The 21,803-nt window shown below is 70.5% G+C and carries 24 protein-coding genes, 1 other RNA gene and 3 pseudogenes; 9 read left to right on the forward strand and 19 right to left on the reverse strand.

The window, feature by feature from the left end:
- Window positions 1–81 precede the first annotated feature (81 nt).
- Complete coding sequence (gene grpE, locus RDV84_RS21050) at window positions 82–603, reverse strand: nucleotide exchange factor GrpE (protein ID WP_057947383.1); 522 nt, start codon at window positions 601–603, stop codon at window positions 82–84.
- Window positions 600–896 carry a DUF6053 domain-containing protein gene (locus tag RDV84_RS26950; RefSeq protein WP_425606209.1) on the reverse strand — a complete coding sequence of 99 codons (297 nt, stop codon included), beginning with the start codon at window positions 894–896 and terminating at the stop codon, window positions 600–602. Before RDV84_RS26950 ends, grpE begins: the two co-directional genes overlap by 4 nt.
- Between RDV84_RS26950 and RDV84_RS26955 the strand changes: the two genes are divergently transcribed.
- Complete coding sequence (locus tag RDV84_RS26955) at window positions 814–1,089, forward strand: DUF6053 domain-containing protein (protein WP_425606362.1); 276 nt, start codon at window positions 814–816, stop codon at window positions 1,087–1,089. The two genes, RDV84_RS26950 and RDV84_RS26955, sit on opposite strands and share 83 nt — an antisense overlap.
- Here the strand turns inward: RDV84_RS26955 and hrcA are convergent.
- Window positions 1,041–2,279 (reverse strand): annotated as a pseudogene (gene hrcA, locus RDV84_RS21055) (heat-inducible transcriptional repressor HrcA); the annotation flags it as partial. The gene RDV84_RS26955 and the pseudogene hrcA overlap by 49 nt on opposite strands.
- On the opposite strand from hrcA, the gene recN reads away from it, so the two are divergent.
- A complete protein-coding gene (gene recN, locus RDV84_RS21060; RefSeq protein WP_309151485.1) occupies window positions 2,268–3,950 on the forward strand; it encodes a DNA repair protein RecN in 1,683 nt (560 codons plus the stop codon). The pseudogene hrcA and the gene recN overlap by 12 nt on opposite strands.
- Before the next feature lie 166 nt (window positions 3,951–4,116).
- Here recN and fur read toward each other — a convergent pair whose 3' ends face one another.
- Entirely contained in the window at window positions 4,117–4,518 is a 402-nt protein-coding gene (fur, locus tag RDV84_RS21065) for a ferric iron uptake transcriptional regulator (RefSeq protein ID WP_057947380.1), read from the reverse strand.
- 211 nt (window positions 4,519–4,729) lie between these two features.
- Here fur and RDV84_RS21070 point away from each other — a divergent pair, with 211 nt between their 5' ends.
- Window positions 4,730–5,125, forward strand: a complete 396-nt coding sequence (locus tag RDV84_RS21070; RefSeq protein WP_057947379.1) for an outer membrane protein assembly factor BamE — start codon at window positions 4,730–4,732, stop codon at window positions 5,123–5,125.
- 166 nt (window positions 5,126–5,291) lie between these two features.
- Here RDV84_RS21070 and RDV84_RS26960 read toward each other — a convergent pair whose 3' ends face one another.
- The 3 genes and pseudogenes from RDV84_RS26960 to RDV84_RS21080 form a co-directional block, all read right to left on the reverse strand.
- The gene (locus RDV84_RS26960) at window positions 5,292–5,342 is read right to left on the reverse strand and encodes a DUF6053 domain-containing protein (RefSeq protein ID WP_425606361.1); all 51 of its coding nucleotides are present in this window, start codon (window positions 5,340–5,342) and stop codon (window positions 5,292–5,294) included.
- A 24-nt stretch (window positions 5,343–5,366) separates the two neighbouring features.
- Window positions 5,367–5,636 (reverse strand): RnfH family protein, encoded by a 270-nt coding sequence (locus RDV84_RS21075; RefSeq protein WP_309151486.1) that lies wholly within the window; start codon window positions 5,634–5,636, stop codon window positions 5,367–5,369.
- Between the two features lie 62 nt (window positions 5,637–5,698).
- A pseudogene (locus RDV84_RS21080) lies at window positions 5,699–6,121 on the reverse strand (type II toxin-antitoxin system RatA family toxin); the annotation flags it as partial.
- 234 nt (window positions 6,122–6,355) lie between these two features.
- On the opposite strand from RDV84_RS21080, the gene smpB reads away from it, so the two are divergent.
- Window positions 6,356–6,865 (forward strand): SsrA-binding protein SmpB, encoded by a 510-nt coding sequence (gene smpB / locus RDV84_RS21085; RefSeq protein WP_057947376.1) that lies wholly within the window; start codon window positions 6,356–6,358, stop codon window positions 6,863–6,865.
- A 64-nt stretch (window positions 6,866–6,929) separates the two neighbouring features.
- On the opposite strand, the gene RDV84_RS21090 is transcribed toward smpB, so the two are convergent.
- From RDV84_RS21090 to RDV84_RS21100, 3 genes are all read right to left on the reverse strand, one after another.
- A complete protein-coding gene (locus tag RDV84_RS21090; protein ID WP_309151487.1) occupies window positions 6,930–9,170 on the reverse strand; it encodes a CHASE domain-containing protein in 2,241 nt (746 codons plus the stop codon).
- A gap of 183 nt (window positions 9,171–9,353) precedes the next feature.
- On the reverse strand, window positions 9,354–9,740 hold the full coding sequence (locus RDV84_RS21095) for a hypothetical protein (RefSeq protein WP_309151488.1): 387 nt from the start codon (window positions 9,738–9,740) through the stop codon (window positions 9,354–9,356).
- On the reverse strand, window positions 9,737–10,147 hold the full coding sequence (locus RDV84_RS21100) for a hypothetical protein (RefSeq protein WP_057947373.1): 411 nt from the start codon (window positions 10,145–10,147) through the stop codon (window positions 9,737–9,739). Before RDV84_RS21100 ends, RDV84_RS21095 begins: the two co-directional genes overlap by 4 nt.
- Window positions 10,148–10,338: 191 nt before the next feature.
- On the opposite strand from RDV84_RS21100, the gene RDV84_RS21105 reads away from it, so the two are divergent.
- Entirely contained in the window at window positions 10,339–10,710 is a 372-nt protein-coding gene (locus RDV84_RS21105; protein ID WP_031373591.1) for a helix-turn-helix domain-containing protein, read from the forward strand.
- Between the two features lie 54 nt (window positions 10,711–10,764).
- Here RDV84_RS21105 and RDV84_RS26965 read toward each other — a convergent pair.
- A pseudogene (locus RDV84_RS26965) lies at window positions 10,765–10,872 on the reverse strand (DUF6053 domain-containing protein); the annotation flags it as partial.
- 76 nt (window positions 10,873–10,948) lie between these two features.
- Here RDV84_RS26965 and ssrA point away from each other — a divergent pair.
- Window positions 10,949–11,302: a transfer-messenger RNA gene (ssrA, locus tag RDV84_RS21110) on the forward strand.
- A gap of 606 nt (window positions 11,303–11,908) precedes the next feature.
- Here the strand turns inward: ssrA and RDV84_RS21115 are convergent.
- Window positions 11,909–12,637, reverse strand: coding sequence for a hypothetical protein (locus RDV84_RS21115; RefSeq protein ID WP_309151489.1), 729 nt, complete (start codon window positions 12,635–12,637; stop codon window positions 11,909–11,911).
- A 634-nt stretch (window positions 12,638–13,271) separates the two neighbouring features.
- Between RDV84_RS21115 and RDV84_RS21120 the strand changes: the two genes are divergently transcribed.
- Window positions 13,272–13,547, forward strand: coding sequence for a hypothetical protein (locus RDV84_RS21120; RefSeq protein WP_309151490.1), 276 nt, complete (start codon window positions 13,272–13,274; stop codon window positions 13,545–13,547).
- Window positions 13,548–13,643: 96 nt separating this feature from the next.
- Here the strand turns inward: RDV84_RS21120 and RDV84_RS21125 are convergent, their stop codons facing one another.
- From RDV84_RS21125 to RDV84_RS21135, 3 genes are all read right to left on the reverse strand, one after another.
- Window positions 13,644–13,859: a hypothetical protein gene (locus tag RDV84_RS21125; RefSeq protein WP_078998546.1), complete on the reverse strand. Its 216-nt coding sequence runs from the start codon at window positions 13,857–13,859 to the stop codon at window positions 13,644–13,646.
- Between the two features lie 394 nt (window positions 13,860–14,253).
- On the reverse strand, window positions 14,254–15,276 hold the full coding sequence (locus RDV84_RS21130; protein ID WP_309151491.1) for a hypothetical protein: 1,023 nt from the start codon (window positions 15,274–15,276) through the stop codon (window positions 14,254–14,256).
- A gap of 534 nt (window positions 15,277–15,810) precedes the next feature.
- Complete coding sequence (locus RDV84_RS21135; RefSeq protein WP_309151492.1) at window positions 15,811–16,272, reverse strand: hypothetical protein; 462 nt, start codon at window positions 16,270–16,272, stop codon at window positions 15,811–15,813.
- Between the two features lie 315 nt (window positions 16,273–16,587).
- On the opposite strand from RDV84_RS21135, the gene RDV84_RS21140 reads away from it, so the two are divergent.
- Together RDV84_RS21140 and RDV84_RS21145 are read left to right on the forward strand one after the other, a co-directional pair.
- Window positions 16,588–17,229: an antitoxin Xre/MbcA/ParS toxin-binding domain-containing protein gene (locus RDV84_RS21140; protein WP_057947368.1), complete on the forward strand. Its 642-nt coding sequence runs from the start codon at window positions 16,588–16,590 to the stop codon at window positions 17,227–17,229.
- Window positions 17,230–17,263: 34 nt separating this feature from the next.
- A complete protein-coding gene (locus tag RDV84_RS21145) occupies window positions 17,264–17,743 on the forward strand; it encodes an RES family NAD+ phosphorylase (protein ID WP_057947367.1) in 480 nt (159 codons plus the stop codon).
- Window positions 17,744–18,008: 265 nt separating this feature from the next.
- Here RDV84_RS21145 and RDV84_RS21150 read toward each other — a convergent pair whose 3' ends face one another.
- The 4 genes from RDV84_RS21150 to RDV84_RS21165 all read right to left on the reverse strand — a co-directional run bounded on the left by RDV84_RS21150 (window position 18,009) and on the right by RDV84_RS21165 (window position 21,497).
- Complete coding sequence (locus RDV84_RS21150; RefSeq protein ID WP_078998544.1) at window positions 18,009–18,755, reverse strand: DUF4166 domain-containing protein; 747 nt, start codon at window positions 18,753–18,755, stop codon at window positions 18,009–18,011.
- Window positions 18,733–20,268 (reverse strand): TIGR01777 family oxidoreductase, encoded by a 1,536-nt coding sequence (locus RDV84_RS21155; protein WP_309151493.1) that lies wholly within the window; start codon window positions 20,266–20,268, stop codon window positions 18,733–18,735. Before RDV84_RS21155 ends, RDV84_RS21150 begins: the two co-directional genes overlap by 23 nt.
- 10 nt (window positions 20,269–20,278) lie before the next feature.
- Entirely contained in the window at window positions 20,279–20,725 is a 447-nt protein-coding gene (locus RDV84_RS21160) for a thiol-disulfide oxidoreductase DCC family protein (protein ID WP_309151494.1), read from the reverse strand.
- A gap of 61 nt (window positions 20,726–20,786) precedes the next feature.
- Window positions 20,787–21,497 carry a GbsR/MarR family transcriptional regulator gene (locus tag RDV84_RS21165; RefSeq protein ID WP_309151495.1) on the reverse strand — a complete coding sequence of 237 codons (711 nt, stop codon included), beginning with the start codon at window positions 21,495–21,497 and terminating at the stop codon, window positions 20,787–20,789.
- Between the last annotated feature and the right edge of the window lie 306 nt (window positions 21,498–21,803).

A 21,803-nucleotide genomic window follows, 5' to 3' on the forward strand; every position in this document is an offset into this window, starting at 1 on the left:
GATGTACTGAAAAACCCCGATTCGCTTCCCGTTGCGGACGCCTTGCGCGCGGCCCCCGCCGCGACGCCCGCGGGAGGCGGCTCAGGCGTCCTGGGCGACCACGACCAGGGCCGGGCGCAGCAGGCGCTCGTTGAGCAGCCAGCCCTTCTGGTAGACCTGGACCACGTGGTTCGGCGCCACGCCCGGCGCCGGCACCATGCTCATGGCCTGGTGGTGTTCGGGATTGAAGGGCTGGCCGACCGGATCGACCGCGACCAGGCCGTTGTCGGCGCCGACCTTGAGCAGCTGGCGCAGGGTCAGTTCCATGCCCTGGCGCAGCGCGCTGGCGTCGCCGCCGGCGGCGGCCAGGCCGGCCTCCAGGCTGTCGATCACCGGCAGCAAGTCGCCGAGCAGGCGCTCGTTGGCGAACTTGCGCGCCATCTCGATATCGCGGACCACGCGCTTGCGCTGGTTCTCCAGCTCGGCGCGCTCGCGCAGCGAGTCCTCGCGCAGCTTGTTCATTTCCGAACGCAGGGCCTCGACCTCGGACATCGCCGCGCCGGCGGCGGCCACCGGGTCCTGGGCCTCACGGTTCACATCGGGGTTGGGATCGTTTGGGTTCATGCTGGTTCCTTGCGGCAGTCCGCGACTGGGCCAGCTATGGGGGCCGGGGACGGGCATTCAAGAGGCGGCGGCCGAATGGCGGCGCGACAACGGCGTTGAACTGCGGCGATCGTGCGGGATCGGCGCCCAGTTGCGCGGTTCGCGTCGCATTTTGGAACAATCGGCCTGGAGCGGCGGGCCAGCCCTAGCTTTTGTGGGAGGGCCGCTTCTGTGGGAGGGCCTTCAGGCCCGACGCTCTTGTGCCCGATCGCCGCGATCCGACCGAAAAGCCTCGGGCCTGAAGGCCCTCCCACAAAAGCTTCGGGCCTGAAGGATTCGCCGCGACGCCGGGCCTACTCGCCCTCGCCCACCGCCCCCTCGCCCGCCTGGAACGCGTCGCCGAGCGCGTCGGCCGCGGCCTGCACTACCGGGATCACCCGTTCGTACGCCATCCGGGTCGGCCCGATCACCCCGAGCACGCCCAGCACCCGTCCGCCGGCGCCGTAGGGCGCGGTCACCAACGACACCCCTTCCAGCGGCGCCAGCCCGGTTTCCTCGCCGATGAAGATGCGCATGCCCGGCGCGCGCACGGTGCGTTCGAGCAGTTGCAGGATCTCGCGCTTGCGGGCGAAGGCCTCGAACAGCTCGCGCAGCCGGTCCAGGTCGGCCAGTTCCTGCACGCCCATCAGCCGGGTCTGCCCGGCCAGGACCATGTCGTCGCTGTCCGGCGCCAGCGCCTGCTCGGCCAGCTCCATCGACTGCGCCAGCAGCGCCTGCATCTCCGACTGGGCGTTGCGCAGCTCCAGCAGCAGGCTGGCGCGGATCTCGGCCACCGGCCGGCCGGCGAAGTGGGTGTTGAGGTAGTTGCCGACCCGCTCCAGCTCGCCGGCCTCGAACGGGCGGCGGGTCTGGATGATGCGGTTCTGCACCTCTTGGTCGGCGAACACCAGGATCGCCAGCACCCGCTGCGCGTCCAGCGGCACGAACTCGATCCGGCGGAACGCGAACTGCTCGCGCTTAGGCACGCTGACCACGCCGACGAAGTGGGTCATCGCCGACAGCAGCTCCGACGCGCTGCCGAGCAGGGCCTGGGTGCCCGAACCGGGCGGCAGTTCGCTGCGCAGCCGCGCCACCTCGCCCTCGGGCAGCGGCCGCACCTGCAGCAACGAATCGACGAACAGCCGGTAGCCCTGGGCGGTGGGGATGCGCCCGGCCGAGGTGTGCGGCGCGCTGAGCAGGCCGGCCTCTTCCAGGTCGGACAGGATGTTGCGGATCGTCGCCGCGCTGACGTCCAGGCCGGCATGCCGGGCCAGGGTCTGCGACCCGACCGGCTCGCCGCTGTGGATGTAGCGGCCGATCAGCGCGCGCAACAGCTGGCGCGCGCGCGGGTCGAGGGCGGGGTCGTTGGCTCGGCGGTTCATGCAGGCGATATATGCGCGGCGGCGGCCGGGTGCAAGCGGGCGGGTCGGGTTGCGAGCGGGAATGGGATCGTGGGCGTTGGTGGTGGCGGCCGCGGTGGCTGCCGTGGCCGCCCACCCCGACCCCGCGTCATCGACTGCGGCCATACTGACGCCCCCGACCGACGCCCGCCCGCGTCTCACGCGCTGATACACCCTCTCCCTACCCTCGCGCCCGCCGCGCGCCCATTCCCAGCCACGCCCCCTCCCAGGCACAATCGCCGCCGCATGCTCGCCCATCTATCGCTCAAGCAATTCGCCGTCGTCACTGCCGCCGAGCTCAGCTTCGGCCCGGGCCTCACCGTCATCTCCGGCGAAACCGGCGCCGGCAAGTCGCTGTTGGTCGACGCGCTCGGCCTGCTCAGCGGCCTGCGCGCCGACAGCGGCGTGGTCCGCCACGGCGCCGACCGCGCCGAGCTGGTCGCCGACTTCACCCTCGACGACGCCCCGCTCGCCACCGCCTGGCTGGCCGAGAACGAACTCGACGAAACCGGCGACGGCGACGCCCCGATCTGCCAGATCCGCCGGGTGATCCGCGCCGACGGCGGTTCGCGCGCCTGGGTCAACGGTCGCCCGGTCACCCTGAGCCAACTCGGCGAGCTGGCCTCGCGCCTGGTCGAGATCCACGGCCAGCACGAACACCAGGCCCTGCTCACCCGCGCCAGCCAGCTCGACCTGCTCGACGCCTACGGCCGCCATGAGGCCGCGCGCGAGCCGGTCGCCCAGGCCGCGCGCGCCTGGAGCGCGCTGCTGCGCGAACGCGACGGGCTGGTCGCCCAGGGCGACGTCTCCGACCGCATCGGCTGGCTCGAACACCAGCACGCCGAACTCGAACGCGAGGCGCTGGAACCCGAGGCCATCGCCAAGCTCAATGCCGACCATCGCCGCCACGCCCACGCCGCCGGCCTGATCGCCGCCTGCGAAGGCGCGTTCGCGCGCATCGGCGGCGACGAAGGTCCCTCGCTGACCCGCACCCTGCAGCAAGTGCGCGGCGACCTGCAGCGGGTCGCCGAGCACGAACCGCGCCTGGCCGAAGTCGACGCCATGCTCGACAACGCCGCGATCCAGGTCGACGAGGCGTTGAGCCTGCTCGACCGCGTGCGCGACGATCTCGACCTCGACCCGGCCGAATTCGAACGCATCGAAGCCCGGCTCGGCCGCCTGCACGAACTGGCGCGCAAGCACCGGGTCGCGCCCGAACAACTGGCCGCCACCCGCGACGGCGTCGGCGCCGAACTGGAACAACTGCGCGGCGCCGGCGAACGCCTGGACGCGCTCGACGCCGAGATCGGCGCCGCGCGCAAGCGCTGGCGCCAAGCCGCCGACGCGCTCGGCCGCGCCCGCCGCGACGCCGCCGCCTCGCTGTCGGCGCGCACCACCGAACTGATCGGCGAACTGGGCATGGGCGGCGGCCGCTTCGCCGTCGAGATCGAGCCGCAGGAAGACGACCGGCCCGACCCGAACGGCGCCGAACGCGTCGAGTTCATGGTCGCCGCCAACCCCGGCCAACCGCCGCGGCCGCTGCGCAAGGTCGCCTCCGGCGGCGAGCTCTCGCGCATCTCGCTGGCGATCGAAGTCGCCGCGTTCGGCCTGGACGCGGTGCCGACCATGGTGTTCGACGAAGTCGACACCGGCATCGGCGGCGCCGTGGCGGAAATAGTCGGTCAAAAGCTGCGTGCCTTGGGCGGCAGCCGCCAGGTGCTGTGCGTGACCCACCTGGCCCAGGTCGCGGCCCAGGGCCACGCCCACTACCGCGTCGCCAAGGCCGCCAGCGAAGGCGTCACCCAGAGCGCGGTGCAGGTGCTGGCGTCCAAGCAGCGCGAGGAAGAACTGGCGCGCATGCTCGGCGGCGTGGAGCTGACGAAAGAAGTGCGCGCGGCAGCGCGGCGCTTGCTGGCCGATGTGGGGTGAGGCGGGGACCGGGGACCGGGGACCGGGGACCGGGGAAAGCATGATCGGGTTCGAACTGACGCCACGTGCTCAACTGAAAACCTGCATCGCAAAAAGCGAAAGGCCCGTCGCATCCGACGGGCCTTTCGCTTTCGGGTCCCCGGTCCCGGGTCCCCGGTCCCGCCAATCACCGCTTCTTGCGCACGTACAGCACCAGCGAATGTTCCTCGATCAGGTAACCGTGCTCGGCCGCGATCTTGCGTTGCAGCTCCTCGATCTCCGAGCTTTCGAACTCGATGATCTTGCCGCTGTCGATGTCGACCATGTGGTCGTGGTGATGGCCGCGGTCGAGCTCGTAGACCGACTGGCCGGCCTCGAAGTTGTGCTTGAGCACCAGCCCGGCCGATTCGAACTGGGTCAGCACCCGGTAGACCGTGGCCAGGCCGATGTCCTCGCCCTTCTCCAGCAACATCCGGTAGATGTCTTCCGCGGTCATGTGCCGCGGCTTGGCGCTCTCCAGCAACTCGAGGATCCGCATGCGCGGATGGGTGACCTTGAGTCCGGCGTTGCGCAGGTCCTGAGATTCCATGGGGGTACGTCCCTTCGATGACTTTGGACCGGCGCGGGCCGGTCCGGATGGAGACCGGCTGGCCGTCGCCGCGAAGGGCGCACTGGGCGGGCGGGCCGGAATGGCGGATGAACGCGAGGGGCCGCCCCGCGCCGCGATCCGCCCTTGGTGGGGTCGGGCTTCAGTGTATCATCGGGCCCGTTGCCTTCGACTGCCGCAGACACCCTATCCGATGCGTAAGCTCCTGCTCGTTCTCTCGCTCGCCCTGGTCACTTCCGGCTGCGGCATCATCTACAAGCAGCCCATCTATCAGGGCAACCTGCTCGAGAAGACCGCGGTCGACCAACTCCAGGCCGGCATGAGCAAGCAGCAGGTGCAGGTGCTGATCGGCACGCCGTCGATCGAGGACCCGTTCCACCAGAACCGCTGGGACTACACCTCGACCCAGCGCGTCGACCGCCTCGGCCATACCGCGCGCAAGAACCTGACCCTGTGGTTCGAGAACGACGCGCTGACCAAGTGGGAAGGCGACTACTTCCCCGAGCAGGACAAGGAAATCGCCGCGGCCTCGGTCAAGCAGTTCGGCCGCAACCTGGCCAAGGAAAAGGACAAGAAGAAGCGCCGCTGAGGCGCGCGTCCGCTCCGCCGACGACAGCCGCCGCAAGGCGGCTGTTGCGTTTCCGGGCCGCGCCAGGACGTTCGGGCCCGACGCTCCGCAAGCCGCTGCGGCCAGGCCTTCGGACCCGATGCCCTCGGGCTGCTGTGGGAGGGCCTTCAGGCCCGACGCTTTTGTTTCAGGTCGCAGCGATCCGAGCGGACGGCATCGGGCCTGAAGGCCCTCCCACAACAGCCGCGACCGCGCGCCGGCCTCACTTCTTCTTGAGCGGCCGCTCTTCCGCGCGCCGCCGGCGCGCGTCCTTGGGATCGACCTGCAGCGGCCGCAGCAACTCCACCCGGTCGCCCTCGCGCAGCACCGTGTCGGCGCCGGCGCGCACGCCGAACACCGCATAGCCCACCGCCTCAGCATCGCCGTCGAACCCGGCCGCCGCCACCGCCTGGCCCAGGGTCGCGCCCTCGGCCAGTTCCAGGCTCATCAGCTGGAAGCGTCGCGGCCAGGCGCGGACCACCTCGACTTTCATGCAGGCGCGTTGCCTGCGTCCGGCGCCGGCGCGGCGACTTCGGCCGGCGGCGCCGGCTCGGCGCCGCGATCGGCGACGCGGACGAAATCGTCGACCATGCGGTCGGCCAGGCTCTGGAACCCCAGCGCCATCGCCGGCCCCAGCAGCTTCACCGCCGGCTCGAACTCCAGGGTCAGGGTGACCTTGCACGCCGACTCGTCGAGCGCATGGAACTCCCAGCGCCCGCCGAGCTTGCGGAACGGCCCGTCGACCAGCTTGAGTTCGATGTGGTGCGGCGGCGACAAGGCGTTGTGGGTGGTGAACCAGGTCCGCAGCGCGCCCAGGCCCAGGTCCAGCCGCGCGACCATGTGGGTCGCGTCGGCCTCCAGGATCTGCGCCGCCTCGCACCAGTCGAAGCGGCGCGGATAGGCAGCGACGTCGTTGACCAGCGCGAACATGCGCGCGGCGGAATGTTCGACCAAGGCGGAGCGGCGGATGGTAGGCATCGTTCTCGCTTATTGGGATCGCAGCGCGGGTTTCAACCGGGCTCGGCCGGATTCGGCTTAATTCAGCCTGATCCGGCCTGATTCGATGGAACTCGGCCGGACCGCCCGCATCGGCAACGCGCGGCGGCCACGCCGGTCGATTCTCGGCCATCGCGGGCCGGCAAATCGACCCCGCGCCGCTCCCACCCCGCCGGCCGGCTACTCAAACCGCCTCCGGATCGGAGACAATCGGGTATGGCCAAGACAAACAACAAGACCGCCAAGGATAAAGCAAAGGGCGGCGCCGGCGGCACCATCGCGCAGAACAAGCGCGCCCGCCACGAATACCACCTGGAAGAGAACTTCGAAGCCGGCCTGGAGCTGCAGGGCTGGGAGCTCAAGTCCATCCGCGCCGGACGCGCCAACATCACCGACGCCTACGCGGTGGTGTTGCGCGGCGAGATCTACCTGATCGGCGCGCAGATCGTCCCGCTCATCTCCGCCTCCACCCACGTCGTCGCCGAGGAACGCCGCAGCCGCAAGCTGCTGCTGCACCGCAAGGAGATCGACAACCTGATCGGCCGCGTCCAGCGCGACGGCTACACCGTGATCCCGACCGCGCTGTACTGGAAGGGCAACCGGGTCAAGGCCGGACTGTCGCTGGCCAAGGGCAAGCAGAGCCACGACAAGCGCGAAGCCAGCAAGGAACGCGACTGGGAGCGCGAGAAGCAGCGGGTCATGCGGCGGCACAACCGCGACGCGTGAGGCGCGTCGGGTAAAAGCAGCCCCGTTCGCGACCGCGAAAACTCAACTACCGACGCCCCCCGCCTCACCCGCCGTGCCCACCGCCCGGCAAGGTGAAATAGAACGCCGCGCCCTCGCCCTCGCTGCCCTCGGCGCGGATCGTCCCGCCGTGGCGCTCGACGATGCGCTTGACCGAGGCCAGCCCGATCCCGTGCCCGGCGAAATCCTCCACGCTGTGCAGGCGCTGGAACGGCCGGAACAGCTTGTCGACATAGGCCTGCGGGAAACCGGTGCCGTTGTCGCGCACGAAGAACTCGCGCCCGCCGCCGGGCGTGTCGGCGAGGCCGAACTCGATCGTCGCCGGATCGCGGTCGCGGGTGAACTTCCAGGCGTTGCCGAGCAGATTGCCGAGCAGGTTGCGCAGCAGCGAAGCGTCGCCGACCACCTGCAGCCCCGGCGCGATCCGCACCTCGACCGCGCGCTGCGGCTCGCCGACGCGCAACTCCTCGACCACCTCGCCGGCGATGCGGCTCAGGTCGACGTTCTCGTGCTTGAGCTCGCTGCGGGTCAGGCGCGACATCTTCAGCAATGCGTCGATCAGGTCGCCCATGCGCGACGCGGCCTTGCGCACCCGCGCCAGGTAGCCGCGGCCGGATTCGTCGAGGCGGTCGGCGTACTTCTCGCCGAGGATGCGGCTGAACCCGTCGATCGCCCGCAGCGGCGCGCGCAGGTCGTGCGAGACGCTGTAGGCGAACGCCTCCAGCTCCTGGTTGGCCTGGCTCAGCTCGCGCGTGCGCAGCGCCACGCGCGCCTCCAGGGTGCGGTTGAGCGCGTGCACCCGCGCTTCCGCGCGCAGCCGCTCGGTGACGTCCTCGACCTGGACCAGGCCGGTGATGTCCTGGCCGACCTTGCCCGGCACCGGCGAATAGGTCAGCTGCACCTGCCGCGCCACCCCGTGCTGGCGGCGCAGGCGGCGGGTGGCGCGATGCACGCCGTCCTCTTCGTTGCGCTCCTCGTCCGCGGCGTGCGCGTCGGTCTCCTCGTCTTCGAGCAAACCGTCGAAACGCTGGTCCAGCAGTTGCGCGCGCGACAGCCCGACGATCGCCGCCAGCGCCGGGTTGGCGTCGACGATGCGGCCCTCGCTGTCGAGCAGGGCCTTGCCGATCGCCGAATACTGCATCGCGCTGCGGAAGCGCGCCTCGCTGCGGCGGAAGTCCTCGGTCATGCGCATCGCGATCTGGCGCGCGCGCGACTCGGTGTGGGCCAGCACCAGGGCGATGCCGTACAACAGCAGCGCGGTGAAGATGCCGAGCGCGAACATGTTGCGCAGGCCTTCCATGCGCGGCACCGCCTGCTCGATCGGCGCCGATTCGTACTCGATCCGCCAGGTGCGGCCGTAGACCTCGAACGTGGTCTTGTGCAGGAACGCCGCCGGCTGCCGCGGCTTGGCCCCGGGAGTCTCGAACAGCAGGGCATTGCCGCCGCCGCTCTCGTCGAAGATGCGGAAACGCAGGTCCTTGTGGCCCTCGGCGAGCGAGGTATCGACGAACGTCTGCAGCCGGAACGGCACGTACACCCAGCCCTGCATCTCGGCCCGGCGCAGGCTCGGGCTCAACGGCCGGCCGCCGCCGAGGTAGACCGGCAGCACCAGCAGCAGGCCGGTGCTGCGGATGCCGTCGTGCTTGTCCTGCAACAGATCGATCTTGCCCGACAGGCGCGCCTGCCCGGACTCCAGCGCCGCCTCCATCGCCGCGTGCCGCACCGGCTCGGAGAACATGTCGTAGCCGATCACCTCGACGTTGGCCGCGGTTCTCGGCTCCAGGTAGAGGATCGGCCCGTACACCTCGCGCTGGCCGAACGGGCGCACCGTCAACAGGCCGTAGCCGGCATCGCGCCATTCGTTCTGCAACTGCACCAGCAGGCGCTGCGGCACGTAGCCGGTGAAGCCCAGGCCCAGGGTCGAGGGAAACCGGCGCTGCAGGTTCATGCCCTCGACATAGGCCTTCCACTGCGCCGCGGTCGGCCGCTGCACCGAGGCGAACAAGGACACGCCGCCGCGCGCGACCAGTTCGAAGTTGACCAGGCGCTGTTGCAGCAATTCGGTGACCTGGGCGGTGCGGCCGATGAACTCGACCTGGGCCGAGCGCTGCTCGCGGTCGCGCGCGACCCGCCAGGCGGTGAACACCAGCACCAGGGCGACGATGAACACGATGAACGCGAGCACGTAGCCGCGACGCGGCAGCAGCCCGGAGACATCGGCAAAATCCGGCGCGGGGTCCGGTTCGTTCGGCGGAGCGGCGCGGGCGGCCGGATCGGTCGTCGTCATCGGCCTAAGCATACAAGCCGCACCCGGACAGGCCCATCGCGGTGGCTCCACGCCACCGACGATGCACAGGCAGCCGCCCTGCCCTGGCTCCGTCCTTCGTTCTCCATCGCCGTCACCAGCGCAGGCGCCGTCGCAGCGCGTGCCGTCGCCGCGGACGCGGGCCGCGGGGCGTGACGGGACCGGCTAATCCGGCGCAACGCCGTCGAGCATGAGCCCTTCCAGCATCAGCCGATTGATGCAGTCCAGGTGCTCCAGCGCCAGGCGCCGGCACAGCCGCGGCCAATGCCGCTGCGCCAGCACCGGCGCGCCCTCGCACTGCCGCTGCGCCAGATAGGCCTCGATCTCATCGGCGAGACGCAGCAGCTCGCGCCCGTTGCGGTCGGCGCGCGCCGCCAGCCGCGCCCGCGACGCCCGCCGCGCGCCCCAGCGCCAACCGGCCAGCGCCGCCGCCGCGAACACGGCCCCGACCGCCAACGCCGACCACAGCCACGCCAGCGCCGGCGGCGCTGCGGCCGCCAGCCCCACGCCGGCCAGCACCGCCCCCGCCAGCACCGCGCCCGCCGCGCTCACGGCCCCGCCTGCGGCAATGCCAGCAGCTCCGCCGGCGCCAGCCGGAATCCGCAGGCGCGCGCCATCAGCAAGGCCCGCTGCCGGGTCGAGACATGCCCGCGCGAACGCATCCGCCGCAGCATGGCCGTGGACACCCCGGCCGCATCCGCAGCCGCTCGCACCGTGTCGAAGCAGGCGATATAACGTTCGATAGGATTCGGCGGCGCGCTCGGCAGCGCGCGCCGCCGGTCGCGCCCGTTACCACTTCCGGCGGAGTTTTCCTCCGCACTTTCAACCTGCGATTCGGCCGCGTTCGTGACGCGGCTTCCGTTTTGCGGACTCTGCTGCGAGGCCTCGCGGCCTTCGCGGACGCGGTAGCGGCGGCCATGCGCCCAGGTATTGCCGTTGCTGCGGTTCAGCCCTTCCATGGTCGTTCCTTGCGTGCATCCATGCACGATCAAATTACCATTCGAAATTGCTCTTTTCAACAAGCAAAAAGAGTGATCTTTTTACGCGAGAATACGCAACAATGAGTTGCGCTCTTTCTCCGCCCCCGGCCCTGCGCCGGACCCGGACCCGGCGCCCACGTTTAGCCCTGCAGGATGCTCCGGCGAGACCTATGACCAACGCGCCCCATCAAGAATTCGCCAACCGTTTGCACCAGGCCCTGGACTTCTCCGGATTCGCCAAGGGCCGGGCCCGCACCGGCGCCCTCTCCGCCTACTACGACGTCAGCCGCGAGACCGCGCGCAAATGGCTGGTCGGCCTCGCCCTGCCCGAACTGGAGCGCATGCTGCAGATCGCGGTGCAGCAGCACGTCAGCTTCGAATGGCTGGCCACCGGCCGCGGCACCATCGAAGGCAAATCGCTGTCGGTGCGCGAGAATGCCGCCAAGTACAGCGATCCCGACGAACTGCGGCTGATGGGCCTGATGCGCAAGCTCTCGCGCAAGAAGCGCCGCGCGCTGATCGAGTTGCTCGACGGCAACTGAGCCACGCGCCGTTTCGTCGCGCGCGCTCTGCCGCAAGGCCTTCTTCGCTTCCGTGGGAAGGCCTTCAGGCCCGATGCTTTCCGCTCGGCTCGCGGCGAGCTGATGGAAAAGCGCCGGGCCTGAAGGCCCTGCCCCAACCGCCGCGCCTGACCGCCACCCCACCGCTTTCGCCGCCGGACTTGAGAACCGGCGCGCAGCCCCTATACTGAACGGGTCAGCGCTGTAACGCAGTTTCCCCGGGGGTGCACTGGCTTCGACGGGGGTCGCGAAATCGCTTGGCGCATGCCGAGGGGGTAGCTTTCCTCGTAAATCCAGCTGCAAAACTCTAGTTGCCAACGACGACAACTACGCTCTCGCCGCTTAAGGCGTAAGCCCCGAAACTGCTTGTGTCCGTGCTCGCAGCGTAGGGTCACTATCACGGAATCGCCGGGAGCCGCCGCCTGCCAGCTCCCGGTCAACCTATAGCAGGCTGGTCCTTGGATGCGCTTTGCGCGCCGTGCTGTCCCGGGACGAGACTCAACGGAGCGCTAAGCATGTAGTGCCGGGGATGGAGTGCCTTCGGACGGCGGTTCGATTCCGCCCACCTCCACCATCAGTCGATCCGCAAGGGTCCGGAACAGGCCGGAAACATCTCGATATCGAGGGTTTCCGGCCTTTTTTGTGCCTGTCGTGCGGCCCGGTCCCGCCCGGCCCCGCCCCAGCGCATGGCCATGGCGCGACCATGAACGCACTCTCTCGGCGCGCTACGCGCCACCGCTTCTCGACCAACCCAGCCGACTCGCCGATCGCTCCATGCGCTGGCCGCCCTCGGCGACCTTGGGATCGTGCCGGTCGATCCAAGCCCTTCCACGCAGCGCCGTCGGCACCGAGCGTGCCGGCCAGAATCGCCCCACCCGTCGGCCCCAGCGCGGGCACGTACTCGCCTGACGCTTGATGCGCCGCCCCATCGACGAGCCTGGGCAACAAAGACAGCGAAAGCGTCAGACCGGCGCGACAGCGCGGGTTTTCTCGCACGTCGCGGCATCGGCGGACGCCGCTTAGACACGGATGCGTAGCGCCGCCAAATCATCCGATCGCGAACCCGCACCTGCGAAAGGGCCGGCCCAGTTCGGCCGGCCCCTGTCACCCCGCGCCGTCGCGATCGACCACGACCGCGCGCCGCGCTCGTTATCGAGCGATCGAAGACTCCGCAACGCGCTCAGCCCGGACGAATGATCTCCCTGGCGATCGCCTTGACCCCGGCCACGATCCCGCCCACCGTGCCTCCGGACTCCACCCCCGCGATGACGGCGCGCGCGACACGGACCACGCCGCGAAGAAATCTGCAGCATCCCTTGTCCTGGAAAACCGCCTCGGTTTCCTTGTAGCCCGACAGCAATTCGACGGAGTATCTGGCGAAGCTGATTCCCTCCAGGACCTTCAGGTCTTCCTTCGATCGCCCCAGCGACTTGAGCGCGCGCTCTTCCAGCTTGGCCAGGCTCGCGCCGAGTTCATCGGTGGATACGGCCGCATCCAAAATCGCGTCCATCTCGACGAAGTATTCGAACTGCGCGTCGGTGAACCGGTCTTTGATCGGGGCGAGTTGCTCGGCGAGCGGCGCGGTGTCGTCGAGCGGAAGCACCGCGGACAATTCCGCGATCACATCGGCGACCGGCTGGTCCAGCTTGTAATGGCACTTTTCGACCAAGGCCACGACCGCGGTATCGATCGTCGCCGCCTCTGTCCGGATCACGCAATCCATGTAGCCGATGCTGCGCGCGGCGGACTCTTCCATCGGGTTTTGCGCAAGCGCCGGCGCCGCGGTCAACGCACACGCGGCAAAAACCGACGCGGCGTACAACGATCGAGAGATTCGTGCGGCGCGCGACAGCGCGTGCGCCCAGAACCTTGGCTTCGGCGACAGGCTTCCTTTCGTGTTCGACTCCATCTCGTTCTCCCGGGACACGTCGTTAAGCCATGAGCGATTCATGGCGCCGAGACGTTGGCATCGAAGCAAGCCGCCGACAGCGATTGACATCACAGGCCGATTCGGCTGGCGGGCGGTCCATCGTGTACTGGAGCCGCCGTCGAAATTCGTCCGTGCATACGCACGGGCGCTGGACTTGCGCTGGCCGGGTTCTCTCGCGCAACGCGTCTAAGCGTTCCACCGGCGCGGCGCACAGTGAGAGCGCGGACACCGCCATGGCGGGCGGCGCTGCGCCGTCGACGTAGAGATGCCGCTGCGCTGGCGGCGGCGCTCGGCTGCGCTTCGCGCCGGCGACATCCGCCGGAATTCCGCCGAGGGCGTCGGCGAATCCCCGGCGGTGGCTGGCTCGAATCCGGGGTCGAGGAGCGGATCGGCGCGCGCATGGCGAAGCCGAATCGAGCGGCCCGGGCCGGAGAATATCTTCGGGTATCTGAGATCGATGCGGATCGGCTAACCTGATTCCCAGTCGCTTGCATCGACCGACCGGCGCTGCCCGCTTGCGCCAGACAGGCTCGAATCATTCGGTCGCGGCGAAGGCCAGCCGAAGCGGGCGACCGGTCTTTTTAGTATCCGCCATCGCCCATGGAGGGCTGGGATGAACTGGAAACGCAGACTGTCGAGCGCGCTGGTCGCGGTGTTCTCCGCCGGCTGGCTGTTCCCGATCTGGCTGGGCGTATCGACCTATCTGGATTTCTGGCGCGCCGAGGTGCTGCCGCGCATGGACGGCACCTTGATCGGCAATTCGTTTCCGTTCCTCGACTTCGCCAAGAAGTGCTTCGGCTGGGGCCTGGCGTGGCTCGCCGCGGTGCTGGCGTTGTGGGCGTACCTGGGTTTCTCGGCGCTGCTGCGCGCGCGCAGCGAGCGGGCCTGAGCAAACGAAAGGCCGGCATGGGCCGGCCTTCGTCGTGCGTCGCGAGCGCGCTCGCGCGCGGCTGCGCGCGGCGCGGGACCGGCGCGGAGGCGGGACTTATTCGTCCTCGTCTTCCTCTTCTTCGTCGCCTTCCTCTTCGTCCTCGTCTTCCTCGTCCTCGTACGGCAGGCCCATCGAGTAGCGCAGCCAGGGCTCGCCGCCGGCCTTGGTGCCGGGGGCCACGGCGAGGACGACCCAGCCGTCCTGCAGGCGCTGGTTCACTTCCTGCACGTCGTCGATTTGCACCACTTCACCGATCGTTTCCAGATCCACGTGTGTTTCGCTCCAAGGTGGGAGCGCGCAGCATACGGCAGCGCGCGGGGATGGGTAAGCGGTCGGTCGCGGCGGTGTTCGCGGTGCCGGTTGGGCGTGGCTGTGGCTGGTTCGCGGTGGACTTGCGAGAGGCTTCAGCCCCGACGTTTTTCGCCCGGGCCGCAGCGAACGCTTTGAAGATGCCGGCGAATTGAGCGGAGAGCGTCGGGGCTGAAGCCCCTCCCACGAGAAGCAAATCGTGCGACTCAGGCGGTTTGCGCGAGCGCTGCGGTGCGCTTTTCGCCGGATCGCGGCGAACGCCTCGAAGAGGCCGGCGAACGGAGCGCAGAGCGTCGGGGCTGAAGCCCCTCCCACGAGAGCGACTCGGGCGCTTTGCGCGAGCACTGCCGGCGCGCTACGGCTTGGCGCAGTCCGCGCTGCGCTGGTCGGCGTACCAGATCGCCCGGCGCGCGCGGTCGTAGGCCAGGTCGGCCGAGCGCGGCAGCAGTTGTTCGGCGCTCACCGTGTCGGCGCCGGAGGCGTAAGCGCGTTCGATGCGTTGCAGTTCGTCCAGCCCGCTCAGCGCCGGCGCCAGCAGCGTGCGCAGGCGTTCGAGGTCGCAGCCGCGGCGGCGCTGTTCCAGTTCGCCGATGGCGGCGCGGATGCGCGCGCTGGCCTGGCCGCCCAGGCCCGGGGCGCGCTCGAACGCGATCGGCGCGGCTTTGTAGGCATCGCCGGTGGCCTCGCTGCCCAAGTCTGATGGGCGCTCGTGCAGGGCCGGGTTGAACCGCACCGGCGGCGGCGGCCGCGCGACGACTTCCTGCACCTGTTTGCGGCCGGGCAGTTTGTCGACGATTTTCTGCAGGCGCTTTTGCGCGCTTTCGACCAAGGCTTCGCCGAGGGTGCCGTCACTGGCCCAGCCGTCGAAGCCGCCGCCTTGCGACGGCAGCGGATTCTTGCGTTCGAACGCGTTTCGGACCTTGGCCGCGTTGGGATCTTCGTCGCTGCCCGGCGCGTAGGCCTTGCGCTTGATCGGATCGAAGTCGGGATCGGCGGCGAGCGCGGGACGACCCTCGGCGGTGTACAGCCGCGCGGCAGGCGCGGCCTTGCCGTGCGCGGGCGATGGGTTCGCGGCCGCCGGCCTTGCGGGCGTGGCGGGCGCGCGATCGGTCGCCGAGGCGTCGCTGCGTGGCGACGCCCGCTGCGGCATTGGTTCGGATTGGGATTCGGATTCGAATTCGGGGACCGATGCGGATTCGGGCACGGTGCGGGGCGCGGGCGCGATCCGCTCGATCAGCACCACGTCGAGTTCCTGCGCCGGCGGCAGCGGCGACGGTATGCGCATCAGCAACCACACCATGAATCCCGTCGAGGCCAGCGCGACCAAGGCGGCGGCGAGGCGCAGCGGCAATTCGGGCGGGGACTCGTCGGCGTGCATGCGTCTTGTTCGGATACCGGTGCCGGCACGCACGAGGCAAGGCGCGTGCGCCCGCAACGAAGCGGGCGCCGGCGATGCGCGGCGATTGCGCAGGAGCGATTGCGGAGAAGCGGTTACGGGCGCGGCTCGCGGATCGCACGTGGTGCGCGCACGCGAACCCGATGCGCGCCGACGCGCTTGGCGACGGCTGGCCGGCGTGCCTGCTTCGCGCTCGCGAGAGCTGCGTTTGCCAGGACTGCGCTTGCGAAGGCTGCGTTCGCGAAGGCTGCGCCGGCGCGGATCGCATCGGCGAAGATCGCGCATGCAAGGCCCGCGTTCGCGAACGCCGCGCCGGCGATGCCGGCGTCTGGTTGCGCGCGGATCGGGTCGGCCGACGATAGCGAGTAGCGCGGCCGCAGGAGAATTAAATTTCCGTTGCTCGCGCCGTTGCGGCGAGATCGGTGTAGCTCGCGTTCACGAAGCCGCGGCGCACGCCGCCGGATGCGTTCGCGAACGCCGGCCGCGCGCGTCGCGGGACCGGCGCGGCGCCCGGGTTCAGCGCTTGCGGAACGACGGCACCAGCGCGCCTTCGGCGAGCTTGCCGTTGGACTTCCACACCACCGTCGCGCTCGGGAACTCTTCGCTGCGTGCATAGGCCGCCGCCTGGGCGGCGAGGATCTTCGGCGCGCCGGCGCTGGCCGGGTTCCAGGCGAACACGCCCTGTTTGCCGTACCACACCACCGGCGTGGTGGTGTCCAGGCGGGTGTCGGGGCACAGCGCGTAGCCGCGCGACTCCAGCACCTTCAGCGCGGCCGCCGGCACGGCGACCACGCCCGGACGGGTGCGCTGCTCGGAATGCTCCGGGCAGGTCTCGGCGGAACGGGCCAGGGCGGCCGTGTAAGTCGCGTTGTCCTTCGGCGGTTGTTGTTGCGCGCGCCGCTTCTGGGCGTCGGCGTGCGGGGCGATGAGGAGCAACAACCCCAGGCTGGAACCGAGGATCCGCGACTTGCAATTCATGACGACTCCGAAAACGAAACGGTGAGGGCGCGATACCGCTGTACAGCATGCCGGACGGGGACGTGGACCGATACGAATACGCGGACGGGGCGCCCGGCCGGCCGCGCGCCCCATCGCCGGGGGCGCAGCATATCAATCGTGGGCGTGCCGTTTCGTGTCGGCTGCAGGCTCTGACCCGGCCCGCCAGGACACTATCGCGTTCCCGGGTCGCAGCACCCGCGACCCGCGGCCGCCAGGCTGGGCGCGCGGAGACGGCTTGAGACACCCGTATTGTTTTGAGCTATGATCCGTCCAGATCAAGACGGAAACCCAGCCGTGAGCAAACCCGCCAAGCCGCCCACCCCGGCCAAGGGCGCCGCCGAAGCCAGCGCCAAGCCGGCCAAGGCCGCCCCGTCGCGCGGCCGCCGCGAGGCCGCGCGCAGCGTGCGCGACGCCGCCGCCTATCCGCTGCCGACCTCCAAGCGCTCGTTGTCGGTCAAGGAGCCGCTCGCCGCTGAGGCCTACGGCGCCCCGGCCACGCTCAACGGCTATGTCGCCTACCTGCGCACGGCGACCCCGCTGCAGCGGGTCGAGGCCGAGCGCGAAGGCGTGCCGGCGCGCATGGTCAAGCACATGGCCAGCGACATGGACCTGCCGGCGGTGCGCATGTTCGACATCCTCGGCATCGCCAAGGCCACCGCCGAGGCCAAGGCCGCGCAGCAGGCGCGCATCACCGGCGCCAGCGGCCAGGCCGCGCTGGGGCTGATCCACCTGCTCGGCATCGCCCGCGACATCGTCGACGACAGCACCGATCCGGCCGCGCCCGACTTCGACGCGGCGCGCTGGCTCGGCCACTGGATCGAGCAGCCGCAGGCGGCGCTGGGCGGACAGCGGCCGGCCGACCTGCTCGACACCCCGACCGGGCTCAGCGTGGTCGCGCGCCTGCTCGGCGCGCTGGCCAGCGGCGCGTACCAGTGACGCGCCGCGGCGCCGCCAGGACGAGGCCGAAACGATGACGAAACTATGGCGCATCGCCGGCGAGACCCGCGCCTACCGCGCCGACGACCTCAGCGGCGCGGGCGCGGCCAAGTTTCCCGGGCGTTGGAACGACGAAGGCCAGCGTGTGCTCTACAGCGCGACCTCGCTGGCGCTGGCGGCGCTGGAGACGGCCGCCTACGTCGACGCCCACGGGCTGCCGTTGAACCGGCACGTGGTGTCGATCGAGGTGCCGCCGGCGGTATGGAAGGCGCGCATCCAGATGACCGCCGCCGACCTGCCCGGCGGCTGGGACGCGGTGCCGGCCGGCATGGCCAGCGTCGGCATCGGCTCGCGCTGGCTGCAGTCCGGCGCCTCCGCGATCCTGCTGGTGCCGTCGGTGATCGTGCCGGAGGAGTACAACGCGCTGATCAATCCCGAGCATCGCGACGCCAAGAAGCTGCGCGCCACGACCGGGCGTAAGTTCCAGTACAACGTGGTGTTCCGCGCGCCTTGAAGCGGCCGCAGCCGCTGTAGCAGCGGCGCGAGCTTGCGGCCCCGCGGTCGCGGCTTGCGCCGCTCCTACAGGGAGCCGGTGCGGATCGCGCGGTCGATGCCGATTCGAACCGCATGACGCTTTGGTAGGAGCGGCGCGAGCCGCGACCGCGCCGCATCATGCTCGCGGCGCGATATTGCTCCCCACGGTCGCGGCTTTCGCCGCTCCTACAGGCAACGGCCGCGCGATGCAGGCAGCGGCCGCGCGATGCGCGGCCGCTCGCGGCTCACCCGCGCAAGCGCTGGAACCGGCCTTCCTGGTGGAACAGCGGGCCGAACCAGGGGTGGGCGACGTCGATGCAGACTTCGAACTGCTCGGCGTCGAGGTCGCGGTGCACCAGCACGAACCGGCCCGGCCACAGCGGCCGCGGCAACGGCAGGCGCAGGCCGCGCCAGTGCAGGAAATAGCCGTCGTCGACGAACACCAGCCGGTTCGGCAGCACTTCCAGCCGCACCCGCATGCCCAGGCCGCCGCCGAAGTGCTCCAGCAGTTCGCCGCCGGCGCCCAGGGTCATGCGCGAGCGGAAGCTGAAGATCTCCTGGGCGAAGTGGTAGGTGCGGGTCTTGATCCAGCCCAGTTCGCGCCGCAGCGGTTCGACGTCGAAGCGGAACGGCACGTCGTCGGCGTTGTGGTGCGGCAGCACCCGCGCGTAGCGGATCAGCCGGGCGAACAGCGCGCCCAGGCGGGTGCAGCGCACCTGGTGCATGTCGCCGACGTACTCGGCCTGGGCCTGGCCTTCGGCCAGTTCGAAGCGCGCCCGGATATGCGGATGCAGCAGCGCCCAGCGCGGGCCCAGCGCGGCCTTGAGCAGCGCGGCCAGGTCGTGCGCGGGCTCGAGGCCGGCCGCGGCCGGCGCCTGCGTTTCGGGCCGCTTGTGTTCGCGCCGGCCCGTCGCGGGCCGGTCCGCCGTCGCGGGCGCGGCGGCGTTTGCGCCGGTCTGCGCCGGCAGGTCAATGCGTTGCAACAGTTCCATGTCCCTCACCCGGGTGTCCTACACCCACATAGTCAGAACGGGGATCGCGCGCCAAACCGGCGTGCGCGCCGCGCAGGGCGCTGGCGAGCACGGGATGGGCGAAGACGAAGCGCTGGTCGGTCAGCCGCTGCGGGGCGGCGACGGGGCCGTCGAGCAGCATCGTGGCCATCTCGCCGAGCGCCAGCCGCAGCGGCGCGGCCGGCATCGCCAGCCACGCCGGGCGATGCAGCGAACGCGCCAGTTCGCGGGTGAACTCGGCCTGGGTGCAGCCGCCGGGCGCGACCAGGTTGTAGGGGCCGCGCACGCCGGCGTGTTCGACCGCGTATTCGACGAAGCGCAGCACGTCGTCGAGGTGGACCCAGGCGAACCACTGCCGGCCGTCGCCCAGGCGCGCGGCGCCGCCGAGCGCGGCGGCCAGCGACAGCATCGGCAGCAGGCCGCCGCTGCGGTGCAGGACCAGGCCCAGGCGCATCGTCGCCAGGCGCACGCCGCGTTCGCCGACCGGCGCGGCCGCGCGCTCCCAGGCCGCGCACAGTGCGCTGGGGAAGTCGCCGGGGACCGGCGCGAACTCGCGCTGTTCCGGCGCGCTGCGCGCGTGCGCGCCGTACAGGCCGACCGCGCTGGCCTGCAGCCACAGCGCCGGCTTGACGCTGGCGCGGTCGCACCAGGCGCGCAGCGCGTCGGTGGTGCCGATCCGGCTGGCCAGCAGCGCGCGCTTGCGCTGCGGCCTCCAGCGCGGGCCCACCACCGGCGCGCCGGCCAGGTTCACCACCACGTCGATGCGTTCGTCGTCGCGCAGTTCGGCGGTGTCGGCGATGCAGCGCGCGCGGCCGCCGAAGCGCAAGGCGGCGCGGCGCGGATCGCGGCTGAGCACGGTGATGCGGTGGCCGCCGGCGAGCAGGCCCTCGACCAGCGCGGTGCCGATGAAGCCGGTGCCGCCGCTGACCAGGAAATGCTGCTGCGGGTGCTGCGCCAGCAACGGCCGCGGCGCCGGTTCGGCGGCGTTGGCGCGCGCGGCCAGGCCGTCGCGCACCGCGCTGGCGGCGATGCCGAGCGCGGCCGCGGTCAGCGCCCACGACATCGCGCTTTGCAGGAGCGTGCCGTGCGCGGCCGGTGCCAATGCGCTCGGCAGCGCCCAGTCGCCGCGCGTGGCCAGCGCGTAGACCGCGAACATCGCACCGCCGTTGACCGCGAGGACGGTGTGCAGCACGCGCTCGGTGTTCGGCAGCAGCCGGGTCGCGTCCTCGACCACGAAGTCCCACAGGGTGATGCCGACCTCGACCAGCACCAGCAACCACACCGCCGCCAGCCACAGCCCTTGCGGCCGCAGCCAGGCGAACACCAGGAACAGCGCGCCGTAGACGAAGCCGCGCGCCGAATGCAGCTTCAGCTCCAGCGCGGCGCTGCGGCGGTTGGCGAGTTTTTCCATCACCTCGTGATGGGCGATCGTGTCCAGCGCGCCCATCGCGATCTGCAGCAGCAACAGGCTCAGGAACAGCGTGTGCAGGTCCATGGCCGGCTCCTCAGAAGTGGGTGGGGCAATGGCCGTCGTCGCAGCGCGGCGCGGGTTCTGCGCCGGCTTCGCGATACCCCAGCCAGCGCGAGACGCGGTGGCGGTTCGGCGCGATCCAGCGGTAGGCGCGCGCGGCGGCGCGGCCGGCGCCGGGCACGCGCAGCGGCCAGGTCAGCCAGCCCAGGCCGACCGCGCGGTAGGCCTCGGCGATGCCGGGCACGCCGATCCGCCACTGGCCGTCGCGGCCGCGCACGTGCAGGGCGTTGCGCAGCGCGTCGAGTTCGAAGCCCCACTGCGCGGGGTCGAAGTCCGCCGCGGCGATGTCGACCAGGCGCAGGCGGCCATGGCGGTCGCGGGCCTTGAGCCGGTGCATCTCGGTGCGGCACAGCGGGCAGGCGCGGTCGTACAGGGCGACAGCCTGCGGCAAGGGCGGGCGTGGGGCGAGATCCTTGTTCATGATCGACTCCTACGGTTATTTCGGTAATTACAGAAACTTCGAGGCAAAAAAGGGGCGCGGCTCAGGACGAGCGCGCGCCGGGCGGCGCGGCGGCATTGCCTTCGCCTGCGTCGGTCTTGCCGGGATCGTGCTCGGGAGCATCGCGCTTGGGCGCATCGCCCTCACCCGCTTCGTCGGCGAACAGCACGCCCGCGGCCTGCGCCTGCGGTTCCGGCAATGGCTTGACCGGGCCGCGCACGAACTGCTGGATGCGCGCGCCCATCTTCAGCAGCTTGATCAGGGTCTTGGGGTCGAGCCGGTTCATCTCGTCGATCCAGCTGGTGCCGGTCTCCATGAACTCCAACACCTCGCGCATGCGCGCCAGGGTCAGGCGGTCGCGCGGATCGGCCGGGTCGGGCGCCACCGCGGCGTTGTCGCCGTCGAGCACGGCGGTGCGCAGCATGCTCAGGGTCGGCTCGATCTCGCGCCGGCGCCGCTCCTGGACCACGGCGCGGAAGATGTCCCAGACGTCCTTGTAGGTCTCGAAATGGTCGCGGCGATCGCCGAGCACATGGCTCACCCGCGCCAGATTCCAGGCCTGCAGCTCGCGCAGGCTGGTGCTGACGTTGGAACGGGCCAGGTTGAGGGTCTCGCAGATTTCGTCGGCGGTGATCGCGCGCTCGGACAGGAACAACAGGGCGTGGATCTGGGCGACGGTGCGGTTGACGCCCCAGCGGCTGCCCATCTCGCCCCAGTGGAGGATGAAGCGTTCTTGCAGCGGGCTGAGGGACATGGCTTTCTCTAATTTCTGTTTAGACAGAAATTAATGAAGAGACCGGATGCCGTCAACGACCGTTGGTCGGTTCGCTCCCTGTAAGAGCGGCGCGAGCCGCGACTGCGGGGCGGCGGATTCGCGGCGAAAACTGCGTTTCAGGCCTAGGTTTGCGCTGCGAACGTGCGGGTTCGCGGTCGCGGCTCGCGCCGCTCCTACAGGGAGATCGCGTCGCAGCGGCTGCGACCGGGCGGATCCACTCTGCGCAAATCCGCCACCTCCCATCCGTCGGCCACGCCCGCCCTGCACTATCCGCGTGCCCCGACT

Source organism: Lysobacter yananisis (genome assembly GCF_031199375.1).
Taxonomy (GTDB): Bacteria; Pseudomonadota; Gammaproteobacteria; order Xanthomonadales; family Xanthomonadaceae; genus Lysobacter; species Lysobacter yananisis.